We start from the raw sequence: 15,188 nt of genomic DNA, 5'->3' as shown, positions 1-15,188 counted from the left end.
TGTAATTCCATGACAGACGCACTCAAGCGCCTCTCCGAGGAGGGCGTCGCGATCTGGCTGGACGACCTGTCGCGCAAGCGGATCACGTCCGGCAACCTCACCGAACTGATCGACCAGCAGCACGTCGTGGGCGTCACCACCAACCCGTCGATCTTCCAGAAGGCGATCTCGCAGGGCGACGGCTACGACCAGCAGGTCTCCGACCTCGCCGCCCGCAAGGTCACCGTCGAAGAGGCCATCCGCATGATCACGACGGCGGACGTCCGCGACGCCGCCGACATCCTGCGCCCGGTCTTCGACGCCACCGGCGGTCAGGACGGCCGGGTGTCCATCGAGGTCGACCCGCGGCTGGCCCACGACACCAAGGCGACGGTCGCCGAGGCCAAGCAGCTGGCCTGGCTGGTCGACCGCCCCAACACGCTGATCAAGATCCCGGCCACGATGGGCGGCCTGCCGGCCATCACCGAGGTCATCGGCCTCGGCATCAGCGTCAACGTCACGCTGATCTTCTCCCTCGAGCGTTACCGCCAGGTCATGGACGCCTACCTGGCCGGACTGGAGAAGGCCAAGGAGCGCGGCCTGGACCTGTCGAAGATCCACTCCGTGGCGTCCTTCTTCGTGTCGCGCGTGGACACCGAGATCGACAAGCGGCTCGACGCGCTCGGCACCGACGAGGCCAAGGCCGCCCGCGGCAAGGCCGGCGTCGCCAACGCCCGGCTCGCCTACCAGGCGTACGAGGAGGTCTTCGCGGGTGACCGCTGGAGCGCGCTGGAGAAGGCGGGTGCCAACAAGCAGCGTCCGCTGTGGGCCTCCACCGGCGTGAAGGACCCGGCGTACCGGGACACGATGTACGTCGTCGACCTGGTGGCGCCGAACACGGTGAACACCATGCCGGAGGCGACCCTGTTCGCCACCGAGGACCACGGCGAGGTCACCGGCAACGCCGTGGCCGGCACCTACGAGCAGGCCCGCGCCGACCTCGACGCCGTCGAGAAGCTCGGGATCTCGTACGACGACGTGGTGCAGCTGCTGGAAGACGAGGGCGTCGAGAAGTTCGAGGCGTCCTGGAACGACCTGCTCAAGTCGACCGAGGCGGAACTCCAGCGCCTCGCCCCTTCGGAGGGCTGAGAACTTGTCGAGCAGCAATCCGCTGCGTGACCCCGCAGACCGACGGCTCCCGCGTATCGCGGGGCCGTCGGGCCTGGTCATCTTTGGTGTCACGGGCGATTTGTCACGTAAAAAGCTGATGCCCGCGGTGTACGACCTCGCCAACCGGGGCCTGTTGCCGCCGGGCTTCGCGCTGGTCGGGTTCGCGCGCCGTGAATGGGCCAACGAGGACTTCGCGCAGGAGGTCCACGACGCGGTGAAGGAGCACGCCCGCACCCCCTTCCGCGAGGAGGTCTGGCAGCAGCTCATCCAGGGCATGCGCTTCGTGCAGGGCACCTTCGACGACGACGACGCCTTCGAGCGGCTGCGCTCGACGATCGAGGAACTCGACAAGGCACAGGGAACGGGCGGCAATTTCGCCTTCTACCTGTCGGTGCCCCCGGGCGCCTTCCCCGTGGTCATCCAGCAGCTGAAGAAGCACCAGCTGGCCGACCAGTCCAAGGGGTCGTGGCGGCGCGCGGTCATCGAGAAGCCGTTCGGCCACGACCTGAAGTCGGCCGAGGAGCTGAACGCGACGGTCGAGGAGGTCTTCGCCCCGGACCAGGTCTTCCGCATCGACCACTACCTGGGCAAGGAGACCGTCCAGAACATCCTGGCGCTGCGCTTCGCCAACACGATGTTCGAGCCGATCTGGAACCGGTCCTTCGTGGACCACGTCCAGATCACGATGGCCGAGGACATCGGCATCGGCGGCCGGGCCGGCTACTACGACGGCATCGGCGCCGCCCGTGACGTGATCCAGAACCACCTCCTCCAGCTGATGGCGCTGACCGCGATGGAGGAGCCCGCCTCCTTCGACGCGGACGCGCTCGCCGCGGAGAAGACCAAGGTGCTCGGTGCCGTCCGGCTGCCGAAGGACCTGGGGCGCGACACCGTGCGCGCTCAGTACGGGGCCGGCTGGCAGGGCGGCGAGAAGGCGGTCGGCTACCTCCAGGAGGAGGGCATCGACCCCGCGTCGAAGACCGACACCTACGCGGCCATCAAGCTGGAGGTGGACAACCGCCGCTGGGCGGGCGTCCCCTTCTACCTGCGCGCGGGCAAGCGCCTCGGCCGCCGCGTCACCGAGATCGCGGTCGTCTTCCAGGGCGCCCCGCACTCGCCCTTCGACCACACGGCGACGGAGGAGCTGGGCAAGAACGCGATCGTCATCCGGGTCCAGCCCGACGAGGGCGTCACCGTCCGCTTCGGCTCCAAGGTTCCCGGCACCTCCATGGAGATCCGGGACGTGTCGATGGACTTCGCGTACGGCGAGTCCTTCACGGAGTCCAGCCCGGAGGCGTACGAGCGCCTTCTCCTGGACGTGCTGCTCGGCGACTCGAACCTCTTCCCGCGCACCGAGGAGGTCGAGCTGTCCTGGAAGATCCTCGACCCGATCGAGCAGTACTGGGACGCGCACGGCAAGCCCGCCCAGTACCAGTCCGGTACGTGGGGACCCGTCGAGGCGGACGAGATGCTCGAGCGAGACGGACGGAGCTGGCGCCGGCCATGAAGACAGACCTGACGGACACCACGTCCAGCAAGATCAACAAGGCGCTGGTGATGGCCCGCCGGGCCATCGGCACGCCGGCCGTGGGCATGGTGCTCACCCTGGTCATCGTCACGGACGAGGAGAACGCGTACGACGCGCTGAAGGCCGCGGGCGACGCCTCGCGCGAGCACCCCTCGCGCACGCTCGTGGTCGTCAAGCGCGTCTCCCGCTCCCCGCGCGACCGGACCCAGTCCCGCCTGGACGCCGAGGTGCGGGTGGGCGCGGACGCGGGCACCGGCGAGACGGTCGTGCTGCGGCTGTACGGCGAGGTGGCCGACCACGCGCAGTCGGTGGTGCTGCCGCTGCTGCTGCCGGACGCCCCCGTCGTCGTCTGGTGGCCGGTGAACGCCCCGCTCGACCCGGCCGCCGACCCGCTCGGCGCGCTGGCCCAGCGCCGCGTCACCGACACCTACGCCGCCGAGCAGCCGGTACGGGATCTCACGGCCCGCTCCGAGACCTACACCCCCGGCGACACCGACCTGTCGTGGACCCGCATCACCCCTTGGCGTTCGATGCTGGCCGCGGCCCTCGACCAGGTCACCTGCGAGGTCGAGTCGGTCGAGGTGGAGGGCGAGGAGTTCAACCCGAGCTGCGAGCTGCTGGCGATGTGGCTCGGCGACCGGCTGGGTGTGCCCGTCCAGCGCTCGCTGTCCGGCGGGCCGGGTCTCACGGCGGTCCGGCTGTCCACGGACTGCGGCCCGATCGTGCTGGACCGGGCCGACGGCTCGCTGGCCACGCTGTCCATCGAGGGCCAGCCCGATCGTGCGGTGGCGCTCAAGCGCCGCGAGACGGCGGAGCTGATCGCGGAGGAGCTGCGGCGGCTCGACCCGGACGACACGTACGCCTCGGCGCTGCGGTTCGGGGTGGAGCGCTTGAACTCCTCGGCCGGCAGGAGCGGTCAGGGCTCCGCCGACGCTCCGCGGGCTTCGACCGACGCTCCGGAAGCCGTGGCCAAAGGAGAAGCCGAAGGAGAACCGGTCGCGGTTCCCACTCCCGTCGAAGCGGCTGCGAAAGCTCCCGCGAAGGAATCGACGGCGCAGGCCCCGGTGAAGAAGGCGGCCGCGAAGTGAGTACGCCTCAGCTCGTCGTGCACCGGGACAAGGACCTGATGGCCCAGGCCGCCGCGGCCCGTCTCATCACGAAGATCGTGGACGCGCAGGCCTCCCAGGGTCATGCGTCCGTGGTCCTGACGGGTGGCCGCAACGGCAACGGTCTGCTGGCCGCGCTGGCGGCGGCGCCCGCCCGCGACGCCGTGGACTGGGGCCGGCTCGACCTGTGGTGGGGCGACGAGCGGTTCCTGCCGGAGGGCGACCCGGACCGCAATGTCACGCAGGCCCGCGAGGCCCTGCTGGACTCCGTGCCCCTGGACCCGAAGCGCGTGCACGCCATGCCCGCGTCGGACGGCCCCTACGGCTCCGACGTCGAGGCGGCCGCGGCCGGCTACGCGGAGGAGCTGGCACGAGCGGCCGGTCCGGAGACGATGAAGTCAGCGGCTGACGCCGCGGGCGCGTTCGTGCCCACCTTCGACGTCCTGATGCTGGGCGTCGGTCCGGACACGCATGTGGCCTCGCTCTTCCCCGAGTTGCCGGCCGTCCGGGAGACCGAGCGAACGGTGGTCGGCGTGCGTGGCGCGCCCAAGCCGCCGCCGACCCGCACCACCCTCACCCTCCCGGCGATCCGGGCGGCACGTGAGGTGTGGCTGCTGGCGGCCGGCGAGGACAAGGCGCAGGCGGCGGCCATCGCCCTGTCCGGGGCGGGCGAGATCCAGGCCCCGGCCGCGGGTGCCCGGGGCCGCTCCCGCACCCTGTGGCTGCTGGACTCGGCGGCGGCGTCGCAGCTGCCGCGCTCGCTGTATCCGCCGGCTTCGCCGTGAGACGAGCGAGGGCGGCGGGCTTCCCGGCCCGCCGTCCTCGCTCGTGGGCCGCTCACTTCACCGAGCCGGCCATCACCCCCTGCACGAAGTGCCGCTGGAACGCGAAGAACACGGCCACCGGCACCACCAGGGACAGGAAGGCCCCCGGCGCCAGTACGTCGATGTTGCTTCCGAACTGGCGTATCTGCGACTGGAGTTGCACGGTCAGTGGCTGTGAGGAGCCGTCGGCGAAGAGCAGCGCGACCAGCATGTCGTTCCACACCCACAGGAACTGGAAGATGGCCAGGCTGGCGAGGGCCGGCCTGCCCACCGGGAGGACCAGGCGGGTGAAGATCCGCCATTCGCTGCCGCCGTCCATCCGGGCCGCCTCCAGCATCTCCTTCGGTATCTCGACGAAGTAGTTGCGCAGCAGGAAGACCGCGAACGGCAGGCCGTACGCCACGTGGAAGAGGACGACGCCCGGGATCGTCCCGAACAGGCCGAGCCGGCCGAAGAGTTTGGCGACCGGCAGCAGCCCGATCTGCACGGGCACCACCAACAGCGCGACCACGCCCAGGAAGACGGCCTCGCGTCCGGGGAAGTCGAGCCAGGCGAAGGCGTATCCGGCGAGCGCCGCGAGGACCACGACCAGGACGGTGGTCGGGACCGAGATCAGGACGGTGTTCCAGAACGCCTGGGTCATCCCGGCGTTCCCCAGCAATTCGGAGTAGTTGTCGAAGGACAGTTGGCCGGGACTGGCGAAGACCGTCCACCAGCCGCCCTGGGCGGTGTCCTCGGCCGACCGCAGCGAGGACAGGAAGAGTCCGGCGAGCGGGGTGACCCAGACGAGCCCGATCACCACGAGGACGGCCTGCACGAGGCCGTTGCCGAGGCCGCGTCGTACCGCGTTCATCGCTGACTCCTTCGGAAGCGGCGGACGTTGAAGACCATCGCCGGGACGACGAGCAGCAGGAGCAGTACGCCGAGGGCGCTGCCGAGCCCCTGGTTGTTGCCGCCGCCGAACGACACCAGCCACATCTGTGTCGCCAGAACGGTGGCGTCCTGCTGCACCGGTCCGGGCGCGATGATGTAGACGAGGTCGAAGACCTTCATCACGTTGATCACCAGGGTCACGAAGACGACGGTGAGGACGGGCGCCAGCAGCGGGACGGTGATCCGGCGGAAGATCTGCCACTCGTTGGCGCCGTCCATGCGGGCCGCCTCCAGCGCGTCCCGCGGCAGTGTGGAGAGCCCGGCGCCGATCAGCACCATGGCGAAGCCGGTCCAGATCCACAGGTACGCCCCGATGATCGCGGGGGTGACCAGCGCGGGCCCGAGCCAGGAGATCCCGTCGTAGGGCGGCGCGAAGTTGGACGCCGGGAGGCGCATGGCGTACGAGCCCGCGTCGAGTCCGGTGAAGCGGAAGGAGCCGTCGGAGGCCGTGGTGGTGGTCGCGGCCGTGCGTCCGTCGCGGACCGCCTCGACCTTCATCCGCGGCAGCCCGCTCTCCCGCCGGTCGATCTCGCCGGCCTTTCCTCCCCCGCCGGGCGTGAAGTCGAGGTAGACGACGCCCCGCAGTTCGTCCGGCGCGGCCGTGCGGCCGGCGGCCTGGTACGCGGGCCGGGTGCCGTCGGGCAGGTCCTTCGGCGGGACGCCGACCAGAGGGAGCGTCACCAGGTCGCCCGGAGAGGCGCTCGCGTCGGTCCGGTACGAACCGTCCGCCGCCCGGGTGAGGCCCTGGCCGTCGCGGGCCCGCGCCGTCGGGTACGCGGACGTGTCCTCGAAGACGTCGTGGACGGAGACGGCGGCGGCGTTCAGGACGCCCTTGTCGGGGTCCTCGTCGTAGGCGAGGCGGAAGATGATGCCGGCCGCGAGAAAGGACACCGCCATCGGCATGAACAACAGCAGCTTGAAGGCGGTGGCCCAGCGCACCTTCTCCACCAGCACGGCGAGGATCAGGCCGAGGCCGGTGAGCAGGGCGGGCGCCACGACGACCCAGATCGCCGTGTTGCGTACGGCCCTGACGGTGGCGGGGTCGCGGAACATCTCGGTGTAGTTCTCGCCGCCGACGAACCGGGTACCGGACGCGTCGAAGAAGCTGCGGCCGATCGAGAACAGCACCGGGTAGACGACGAGGGCGCCCAGCAGGAGCAGCGCGGGGAGGGCGAACAGCAGGGCGACGATCCTTCCCCGCCGGCGCAGGCGCCGCGCGCGGTCGGCGACGCCGACGGGCGGTGCGGCCGCCTCTTTGACCAGGGTCGCGGTCATCGCCGGTCAGCCCTTGTAGGCCTTGGCCGCCGCGGTCTCCAGCGCGGCCGCCGTCGCCTTCGGGTCGGACGGGTCGCGCAGGAAGTCCTGGAGCAGTTTCCACTCCCCCGCGCCCTTCGTGCCGCCGAACGCGGCCGGCGCCTGGTCGGACATGTCGAAGCGGACCGAGTCCCCGGCGTCGACGAGGGACTTGGCGGTGGCGCGCGTGACGTCGTCGCCGTAGGAGGCGAGGTCGAGCTTCTTGTTCGGGGACAGGAAGCCGCCCGCCTTCGCCCACACGGCGGCGGCCTCGGGGGTGGCCAGGTACTCCAGGAGGGCCATGCCCCCCTTGGCGTTCTTGCCGTCCTTGAGGACGACCGCCGCGTCGCCGCCGCTGACGACGGGCGCCTCGCCGCCGCCGACCGCCGGGAACGGGAAGAAGTCGGCGTCCTTGCCGATCGCCCTGCCGAACTGGTCCTTGGCGACGCCGGCGACGAAGTCGCCCTCGTAGACCATGCCCGCTTCGGGCTTCGGTCCGAACACCTTCTCCACGGAGCCCGGGAAGTCGGTGTTCAGGGCGCCCTTCTGGCCGCCCGCCAGCAGCTGCTTGTCCTTGAACAGCTTGCCGAGGGTGGTGAGCGCCTGCACCACGGAGGGGTCGGTCCACTTCAGCTCGTGGGCGGCGAGGGCGTCGTACTTCTCGGGTCCGGCCTGGGAGAGGTAGATGTTCTCGAACCAGTCGGTGAGGGTCCAACCGTCCTGCCCGGCGACCGAGAAGGCGGCCAGCCCGGAGTCGGAGACGGTGTGTCCGGCCTTCAGCAGGTCGTCGTAGGTGGTCGGCGGCTCGACCCCCGCCTGGGCGAGGGCGTCAGGGCTGTACCACACGGTCGACTTGTGGGCGGCCTTGAAGTAGAGGCCGTAGAGGGTGCCGTCGACGCTGCCGTACGTCTTCCAGACGGGGGCGAAGTTCGTGTCGACCGCCTTCTCGGTGGTGCCGGACAGCGGCCTGAGCCAGCCGTTCCCGGCGAACTGCTGGAGCACGCCCACCTGCGGGACCATCACCACGTCGGGGGCGTTGCCGCCCTCGATCTTGCTGCCGACGACGGTGGAGACGTTGTCGCCGGTGGACACGAACTGGGTCTTCGCGCCGGTCTTCTCGGCGAACGCGTCCAGCACCTTCTGGAAGTTCTTCTGCTCGCTCCCGGACCAGACGCCGGCGACGGTGACGGTCTGGCCGCCGAGGGCCTTGTCACCGCCGCCCGCCGCGACCGGGTCACCCGAGCCGCAGGCGGTGGCGCCGAACGTCAGGGCGAGGGCGGTGCAGCCGGTGAGGAGGGTCGTACGTCGTCGCATCATCGTTGATGTCCTCTCGGAGAGTGGGAAGTCGACGGCAGTCAGAGGTCGCTGAGCCACCAGGCCGAGGTGGAGCCGGGCAGGACGCCGGCCGGGCAGGGACCGCTGGACAGCAGGGGTGTGCCGGAGACCGGCGCCGGGGTGGGCGCCGTACCGAAGTTGACGGCGCAGACGAGTCCGTCGCCGCGGGCGAAGGCGAGGACGCCGGGCGGGGAGTCCAGCCAGCGCAGCGTTCCCTCGCCCAATTGCGGTAGTGCTGAACGGAGTTGGAGGCCGTCGCGGTACAGGTGCCAGAAGGACCGGGTGTCCGCGAGAGCACGGTCGGTGGCGTACTCGGCGAAGTAGTCCGGCTGCGGCAGCCACGGTTTGGCGCCCTCGGTGCCGGAGGTGAAGCCGAACGGCGACGCCTGTCCGGACCACGGCAGCGGGACACGGCAGCCGTCGCGGATCCGGGCGCGGCTGCCGGTGCGCCGGAAGATGGGGTCGGTGAGCACGTCGTCGGGCAGGTCCACGACCTCGGGCAGTCCCAGTTCCTCGCCCTGGTAGATGTACGCGGCGCCGGGCAGCGCCAGCATCAGCAGAGCGGCGGCGCGGGCGCGGGCGGTACCGAGTCCGCTGCCCCCGGCGGGCTCGCCGTAGCGGGTGACGGTGCGGACCTGGTCGTGGTTGTTGAGGACCCAGGTGACCGTCGAGCCCGTGCCGGCGATGTCCTGCATGGCCTCGGAGACGACCTTGCGGAAGGCGTCGGCGCTCCAGGGCGCGCTCAGCAGGTCGAAGAAGAAGGCCTGGTGCAGCTCGTCCGGGCGGACGTAGCGGGCGTGTTCACGTGCGGTGGGGACCGAGACCTCGCCGACGAGGAGGCGTTCGCGGCCGTCGCGTGCCGTGTACTCCTCGCAGACCGCCCGCCAGTGCCGCCACACGTCGTGCACCTCGGGCTGGTTCCAGGCGAGCGGGTTGACCGAGTCGCGGGTGCGGGCGTCGGCCTCGGGGTCCGGGGAGTCGGGCAGGTCCGGGTGCTTGAACAGACCGGCGGCGACGTCGATGCGGAAGCCGTCGACGCCCCGGTCCAGCCAGAAACGGAGGACCCGGTCGAACTCGGCGGGCACCTTGGGGGTGCGCCAGTTCCAGTCGGGCTGCTCGGGGGTGAACATGTGCAGGTACCACTGACCGGGGCGGCCGTCGGGCTCGGTGACCCGGCTCCAGGCCGGGCCGCCGAACATGGCGTGCCAGTTGTTGGGCGGCTCGGAGCCGTCGGGGCCGCGGCCGTCGGCGAAGTGGAAGCGGGCGCGGGCCGGGCTGCCGGGCTCGGCGGTGAGGGCCTCACGGAACCAGGGGTGCTCGCTGGAGCAGTGGTTCGGCACGATGTCGAGGAGCACCTTGACGCCGAGCCGGCGGGCGGCCGTCACCAGCAGGTCGAACTCGGCGAGGTCGCCGAAGACCGGGTCCACGTCGCAGTAGTCGGCCACGTCGTAGCCGTGGTCGTGCTGCGGGGAGGGGTAGAAGGGGCTCAGCCAGATCCCGTCCACACCGAGCTTCTTGAGGTACGGCAGTCCGGCCCGGACGCCGGCGAGGTCGCCGACGCCGTCGCCGGTGCTGTCCAGGAAGCTGCGGACGTACACCTGGTAGATCACTGCGTCGCGCCACCAGTGGTGGGCCTCGATGCGCTGGAGAGTCACCCCGTTGACCTGTCTGTGCGAGCTGACGTTATGCATGCATGTTAGGTAGCAGCGTCGCGAAGGTGTCAACGAGTAGGCAGAAACTTCCCAGAAGTTGGCCAGACAAACAGGGACCTAAGTGGGCACAGAGAGGTCAGGTGAGACCGGTGTGTTACCTAACACGTAAGTAGAGCGGGGCGGGGTGCTCGCCCCTATCGGGACGAAACGGCCGCGAGTTCTCGCGCCAGTCGCCGCACCGCGGCCTCGGGCCTCTCGTGCCCGGTCATCGCGTCGTGCACCACCGCCTGCACCACCAGGCTCACCTGGTCGTAGCGCGCGCTCTTGGGGCGCGGCGCGGCGGCGAGGACGCTCTCGCGCAGGGTCGGCAGGTAGGGGAAGTCCCGGATCAGCGCGGGGTCCTCGTAGAGCGCGGCCCGCACGGGCGGCAGGGCGCCGCGGGTGAGGACCTGGCGCTGGACCGGCTCGCTGGTGAGGTAGGCGATCAGCCGGGCGGCCGAGTCGGAGTGCCGGGCATGCGTGTTGACGGCCAGGTTGGAGCCGCCGAGGACGCTGGTCCCCGGACCGTCCGGACCCGGCAGCGGCAGGGCGCCGATCCGCCCGGCGACCGGCGAGCCCTCGGCCGAGGCGGCGACATAGGCGTACGGCCAGTTGCGCAGGAAGAGGAGCCGGCCGTCCTGGAAGGCCCGCTTGGACTCCTCCTCCTTGTACGTCAGCGCCTCCTTGGGTATCCAGCCCTCGCGCACGCCGCGGGCGAGGAACGCGATGCCCTCGCGGGCGCCGGCCGAGTTCACGGTGACGCGGGTCCCCTCGTCGCCGAGGATGGTGCCGCCCGCCGAGTAGACCGCCTCGGCCGCGTTGACGGTGAGGCCCTCGTACGGCAGGAACTGCCCGGCGTAGCCGTCGAGCCCGTGCCTCGGGGCGATGGTCCTCGCGGCCCGTTCCAGTTCGGCCCAGGTGCGCGGCGGCGCGACGCCCTCCTCGTCCAGCACGTCCTTGCGGTAGAGGAGGAGCCCGGCGTTCGTGACGTACGGGACGGCGTAGAGCCGTCCGTCGTAGGTGGCCGTGTCCACGACGGGCGGCAGGAAGGTCCTCAGGGGGAAGCGGTCGCGGGGCAGCGGACGGATCCAGCCCGCCGCGGCGAACTCCGGCGTCCAGTTCACGTCGATGTTGAGGACGTCGAAGCGGCCGCGGTCGCCGCCGCGCAGGTCGGTGGTCATCTGCGCGTGGGTCTCGTCGGCGGAGTCCGGCAGCTCGACGAGCGTGACCCGCTCACCGGGGTGGGTGCGGTTCCAGCCCTCCAGCAGCGGGCCCAGATAGCCGGTGAGGTCTCCGGCCGTGGCGAGGGTCAGCGGCCCCCGGCCGCCCGTGCTCGCCTGGTGCGCACCGGCGCCCGAGGCGACGTGGCCGGTGAGGATCACGACAAGGACGAGGAGGCCCCTACCGGCGGCGTGTATCCACCGCATAGGTTCCTCCCTGTACACCGGCACGGGCGTCCTCGCCCGGTCAGAGGCCATGTATACCCGTTAGGTATGCGCGATACTAGGGCCTGGAACAATTTACGAGGACTAGGAGGACAGCACGAGTGCGCCTGCCCCTCCTGGCTCTTCTCGCGCGCGGCCCGGCCCACGGCTACGAGCTCAAACAGGACCTTGAGCAACTGCTGGGCTCCGCGTACCCTCAGCCGAACGTCGGCCAGATCTATGTCACCCTCGGCCGCCTGGAGAGAACGGGCCTGATCGAGGGCGAAGAGGTCGAGCAGTCGAGCCGGCCCAACAAGAAGATCTACCACCTCACCGACGCCGGACGGGACGAGCTGCGCGCCTGGTACGAGGAGACGGCGGACGAGCCGCGCGTGCGGGACGAGTTCTTCATGAAGCTGGCGCTCGCCCCGCAGACCGGACTCGCCGACCAGATCGCCCTCATCAACAAGCAGCGGCGCCAGTACCTCAACACCATGCGCAGCCTGTCGAAGCTGGCGGCCGCCGAGAACCGGAACAACCGCATCTCCCAGCTGCTGATCGAGGGCGCGATGCTGCACCTACAGGCCGACCTCGACTGGCTGGAGCGGTGCCAGGAAGAGCTGGAGGAGCCGCAGTGAGCGACAGCCCCGTTCCCGTGCTGCGCGCCGAGGGCCTGGTCAAGACGCACCACGGCGAGGGCGCCCCGGCACACGCGGTGCGCGGCGTCGACCTGCGTGTACGCCGGGGCGAGTTCGTGGCGATCACCGGCCCCTCCGGTGCCGGGAAGTCGACCCTGCTGCACCTGCTGGGCGGACTCCAGCGGCCCGACAGCGGCAGCCTCTGGCTGGACGGCGAACGCACCGACGCCTACGGCGAGGCACGCTGGGCGGTCGAGCGCAGGAAGCGCATCGGCATCGTCTTCCAGTTCTTCAACCTGGTCTCCAACCTGTCGGTCGCCGACAACGTCGAACTGCCCGCCCTGCTCGCCGGTGCCTCCCCCCGGCAGGCGCGTGCCGAGCGGGAGGGACTGCTGGCCGAGCTGGGGCTCGCCGGCAAGGGCCGGAGCATGCCGGGCGAGCTGTCCGGCGGCGAACAGCAGCGGGTCGCGCTGGCCCGCGCCCTGGTCAACCGTCCGCCCCTGCTCCTCGCCGACGAGCCCGCGGGCAGCCTCGACAGCAAGGGCACCCGCGAGGTGATGCGGCTGCTGTCCCGCTTCCACCAGCGCGGGCAGACGATCGTGCTGGTCACCCATGACGCACGGCTCGCCAGCGCCGCGGACCGGGTGATCAGTTTCTTCGACGGCCGGATAGCCGACGACGCGGAACTCGACGGCACGCCGTCGCGCGCCACCGGCATATCCGGCGTACTGGAGCTGAAGGACTGACATGCGGGCGTACCACGATCCCCGGAAGGGCTGAGCCGGTGCGAGCCACCCTGCGCTGGGCCCACTCCGATCTGCGCACCCACCGCGGCGAGGCGCTGTTCCTCGTACTCGCCACGGCGGGCATCGTCGCCTCCCTGCTGCTGGCCACGGCCCTGTTCGGGTACGCCACCAACCCCTGGCAGCGGGTGTTCACACAGGCGCGCGGCGCGCACGTGTGGCTCCACACCGGTCCGACGGCCGCCGCCGACAGACTCGTGGCACTGGACGGCGTCGAGTCCGTCGCCGGTCCCTACCCGGTCGCCTCCGTCACCGTCACCTCCCGCGGCGCCCGCGCCTCCGTCGAACTGCGCGGCACCCCCGAGCCGCCCGCGGTGGGCCGTCCCCTCCTCACCGCCGGTCGGTGGCTGGACCCGGCGACCCCCGACGGGGTCGTACTGGACGGCCGTCTCGCCCGCTCCCTGGTGGCCGAACCCGGCGACACCCTCACCCTGCCCGGCACCACGCGGAGACTGTCCGTCCTCGGCATCGCCGACAGCGCCGAACCGCGGTACCGCCCCGGCGACCGGCCCGGCCTCGTCTGGGCACTGCCCTCCGCCGTGCCGGACCCGGACGGCCAGGTGACCGGACTGCGACTGACCGATCCCGTCGACACCGACTACGCCGTCCAGCGGGCCGTCACCGTCCTGGGCGCCGGCGCGGTCAGCGAGGTCTCCACCTGGCAGCAGGCCCGCGCCGAGGCCCAGGGCGACAACCGGCTGCTCGGGCAGGTGCTGGCACTGTTCGGCCTGGGCGCCCTGGTCGCCGCCGGCCTCGCCGTGCACGGCGCCATCGGTACCCGTATCCGCGGGCATCTGCGGGACATCTCGGTGCTGAAGGCGATCGGCTTCACGCCCGGCCAGGTCGTGCGGATCTTCCTGCTCCAGCACATCGCCTACGCCCTGCTGGGGGCCACGGCCGCGGCGGCGCTCGTCCAGGCACTGGGCAGCCGGATCCTGGGGCGGCTGGGCGACGCCGTCGGCGTGTGGCAGGGGCTGCCCGGACACGCGGTGGCGCTGGTCTCGGTGCCGGTGGCGGTGGTGCTGTTCATCGGCGCGACCACCGGGCTCGCCGCCTGGCGGGCGGGGCGGGTGCCTCCGGTGCCGGTGCCCCGGCCCGCCGCTCCGGCGGGCGGAAGGCTGTCGGGCGTGGCGCGCCGGGCGCTGGGGCTGCGGCTGCCGCCCGCGCTGGTCCTGGGCTGGCACACGGCGTTCACCCGGCGGCCGCGCTCGGTGGCGACCGTGGCCCGGCTGGCACTGCCGCTGCTGCTGATAGTGGTCGCCCTGAGCGCCTGGACCACCATCGACCGCTTCCGCGGCAGCCCCGAGGAGACCGGCCTGCCGACCGCGCTCACCGTCCACGCCGACGCCGGCCTGTCCGACCGGGACACCCGCGCCCTGCTGGAGCGCGACCCGCAGGTCGCCGCCGCCTACCCAGGCGTCGAGGTGGCCGCCCTGGTGCCCGGCCAGACGGCCACGATCGCCCTGCGCGGCCTCGGTACCCGCCGGGACCCCTACCCGTACACCCTGGCCGACGGCCGTCCCGCGCGCGGCCCGGACGAGGCCGTGGCCGGCCAGGGACTGCTCGACCTTCTCGACGTGCGCGTCGGCGACTGGGTGCGGATGACGGTGGGCGAGCAGCCGCAGATCCTGCACATCGTGGGCCGCAGCATCGAGCCGGCGAACGCCGGGCGGGTCATCTCCACCTCGCTCGACACCCTCCGCGAGAACGACCCCGGGCTCGGCCCGACGCTGTACCAGCTACGGCTGCGCCCGGGAGCCGACCCCGACACGGTGGCCGGGCGGCTGGCCACGGCCGGGCAGGGGCGTCTGGACGTGCACGCCGTGACGAACCCGGCCGAGGGGCTGTCCCCGCTGCGCGGGGTGTTCGTCGGTCTGATCGCGGTCCTCGCCCTGATCGGGCTCATCGAGCTGCTGACCACGATCGGCGGCACCGTGCGCGAGGGTGAACGGGATCTGCTCGCGCTGAAGGCCATCGGCCTGTCCCCGCGCCAGATCACCGCCATCACGGTCACGGCCACCGGCTGTACCGCGCTGGCCGCGGTGCTCGTCGGCACGGCCCTGGGCATGCCTCTCGCGCACTGGCTGATCGACGCCCAGGGCAGGTCGAGCGGCATCGGCGCCGGGATCGCCCACGCTCCCTCACCCGTCCTGCTGCTGCTGTTCGGCACCGCGGCGGTACTGGGCGCGACCGCCGTCGCCGCGGTACCGGCGACCCGCGCCGCCCGCCGGCGACTCGCGGACACGTTGAGCGCGGTGACCTGAGAGCGCCGGGCTCGGCCGCGGCGGGACGGGGCGGCCGAGCCCCGTCCCACGGCGAGTGGTCACGACCGGCCGCGCAGCTCCCGGTACGCCGCGACGAGGGCCTTCGTGGAGGCGTCCAGGCCGGGGACGTCGGCGCCCTCGGTCAGGGCGGGTTCGACGCGCTTGGCGAGGACCTTGCCCAGCTCCACGCCCCACTGGTC

At 71.7% G+C, this 15,188-nt stretch carries 13 protein-coding genes; 7 read left to right on the top strand and 6 right to left on the bottom strand.

Features of this window, described 5'->3' with window-relative positions:
• Positions 1–9: 9 nt before the first annotated feature.
• The 4 genes from tal to pgl are packed head-to-tail and all read left to right on the top strand — an operon-like array spanning position 10 to position 4,568.
• Positions 10–1,128 (top strand): transaldolase, encoded by a 1,119-nt coding sequence (tal, locus tag ACZ5Y0_RS26360; protein ID WP_469131165.1) that lies wholly within the window; start codon positions 10–12, stop codon positions 1,126–1,128.
• A gap of 4 nt (positions 1,129–1,132) precedes the next feature.
• Complete coding sequence (zwf, locus tag ACZ5Y0_RS26355; protein ID WP_469131164.1) at positions 1,133–2,656, top strand: glucose-6-phosphate dehydrogenase; 1,524 nt, start codon at positions 1,133–1,135, stop codon at positions 2,654–2,656.
• Positions 2,653–3,765, top strand: coding sequence for a glucose-6-phosphate dehydrogenase assembly protein OpcA (gene opcA / locus ACZ5Y0_RS26350; RefSeq protein ID WP_469131163.1), 1,113 nt, complete (start codon positions 2,653–2,655; stop codon positions 3,763–3,765). The genes zwf and opcA overlap by 4 nt, the downstream gene beginning before the upstream one ends.
• Positions 3,762–4,568: a 6-phosphogluconolactonase gene (gene pgl / locus ACZ5Y0_RS26345; RefSeq protein WP_469131162.1), complete on the top strand. Its 807-nt coding sequence runs from the start codon at positions 3,762–3,764 to the stop codon at positions 4,566–4,568. Before opcA ends, pgl begins: the two co-directional genes overlap by 4 nt.
• A gap of 52 nt (positions 4,569–4,620) precedes the next feature.
• On the opposite strand, the gene ACZ5Y0_RS26340 is transcribed toward pgl, so the two are convergent.
• The 5 genes from ACZ5Y0_RS26340 to ACZ5Y0_RS26320 form a co-directional block, all read right to left on the bottom strand.
• Positions 4,621–5,460: a carbohydrate ABC transporter permease gene (locus ACZ5Y0_RS26340; protein ID WP_469131161.1), complete on the bottom strand. Its 840-nt coding sequence runs from the start codon at positions 5,458–5,460 to the stop codon at positions 4,621–4,623.
• Complete coding sequence (locus tag ACZ5Y0_RS26335) at positions 5,457–6,815, bottom strand: carbohydrate ABC transporter permease (protein ID WP_469131160.1); 1,359 nt, start codon at positions 6,813–6,815, stop codon at positions 5,457–5,459. The genes ACZ5Y0_RS26340 and ACZ5Y0_RS26335 overlap by 4 nt, the downstream gene beginning before the upstream one ends.
• A gap of 6 nt (positions 6,816–6,821) precedes the next feature.
• Positions 6,822–8,150 carry an ABC transporter substrate-binding protein gene (locus ACZ5Y0_RS26330; RefSeq protein WP_469131159.1) on the bottom strand — a complete coding sequence of 443 codons (1,329 nt, stop codon included), beginning with the start codon at positions 8,148–8,150 and terminating at the stop codon, positions 6,822–6,824.
• Positions 8,151–8,188: 38 nt separating this feature from the next.
• On the bottom strand, positions 8,189–9,859 hold the full coding sequence (locus tag ACZ5Y0_RS26325) for a glycoside hydrolase family 13 protein (protein WP_469131158.1): 1,671 nt from the start codon (positions 9,857–9,859) through the stop codon (positions 8,189–8,191).
• Positions 9,860–10,014: 155 nt separating this feature from the next.
• A complete protein-coding gene (locus ACZ5Y0_RS26320) occupies positions 10,015–11,286 on the bottom strand; it encodes an ABC transporter substrate-binding protein (protein ID WP_469131157.1) in 1,272 nt (423 codons plus the stop codon).
• Between the two features lie 119 nt (positions 11,287–11,405).
• Here ACZ5Y0_RS26320 and ACZ5Y0_RS26315 point away from each other — a divergent pair, with 119 nt between their 5' ends.
• The 3 genes from ACZ5Y0_RS26315 to ACZ5Y0_RS26305 are packed head-to-tail and all read left to right on the top strand — an operon-like array spanning position 11,406 to position 14,988.
• Complete coding sequence (locus tag ACZ5Y0_RS26315) at positions 11,406–11,921, top strand: PadR family transcriptional regulator (protein WP_469131156.1); 516 nt, start codon at positions 11,406–11,408, stop codon at positions 11,919–11,921.
• On the top strand, positions 11,918–12,667 hold the full coding sequence (locus ACZ5Y0_RS26310; protein WP_469131155.1) for an ABC transporter ATP-binding protein: 750 nt from the start codon (positions 11,918–11,920) through the stop codon (positions 12,665–12,667). The genes ACZ5Y0_RS26315 and ACZ5Y0_RS26310 overlap by 4 nt, the downstream gene beginning before the upstream one ends.
• Before the next feature lie 38 nt (positions 12,668–12,705).
• Positions 12,706–14,988: an ABC transporter permease gene (locus ACZ5Y0_RS26305; protein WP_469131154.1), complete on the top strand. Its 2,283-nt coding sequence runs from the start codon at positions 12,706–12,708 to the stop codon at positions 14,986–14,988.
• 59 nt (positions 14,989–15,047) lie between these two features.
• Here ACZ5Y0_RS26305 and ACZ5Y0_RS26300 read toward each other — a convergent pair.
• Positions 15,048–15,188: hypothetical protein (locus ACZ5Y0_RS26300; RefSeq protein WP_469131290.1), on the bottom strand; the 141-nt coding region annotated here is incomplete at its 5' end.

The organism is Streptomyces sp. NPDC033216 (assembly GCF_055577115.1).
The sequence above is the reverse complement of the archived record's forward strand: the minus strand, read 5'-3'. Positions and strand labels throughout refer to the sequence as shown.

Excerpts from the sequence above, each read along its gene's own strand:
- tal (WP_469131165.1), top strand. The coding sequence starts at position 10 with ATGACAGACGCACTCAAGCGCCTCTCCGAGGAGGGCGTCGCGATCTGG.
- opcA (WP_469131163.1), top strand. The coding sequence starts at position 2,653 with ATGAAGACAGACCTGACGGACACCACGTCCAGCAAGATCAACAAGGCG.
- ACZ5Y0_RS26340 (WP_469131161.1), bottom strand. The coding sequence starts at position 5,460 with ATGAACGCGGTACGACGCGGCCTCGGCAACGGCCTCGTGCAGGCCGTC.
- ACZ5Y0_RS26335 (WP_469131160.1), bottom strand. The coding sequence starts at position 6,815 with ATGACCGCGACCCTGGTCAAAGAGGCGGCCGCACCGCCCGTCGGCGTC.
- ACZ5Y0_RS26330 (WP_469131159.1), bottom strand. The coding sequence starts at position 8,150 with ATGATGCGACGACGTACGACCCTCCTCACCGGCTGCACCGCCCTCGCC.
- ACZ5Y0_RS26325 (WP_469131158.1), bottom strand. The coding sequence starts at position 9,859 with ATGCATAACGTCAGCTCGCACAGACAGGTCAACGGGGTGACTCTCCAG.
- ACZ5Y0_RS26320 (WP_469131157.1), bottom strand. The coding sequence starts at position 11,286 with ATGCGGTGGATACACGCCGCCGGTAGGGGCCTCCTCGTCCTTGTCGTG.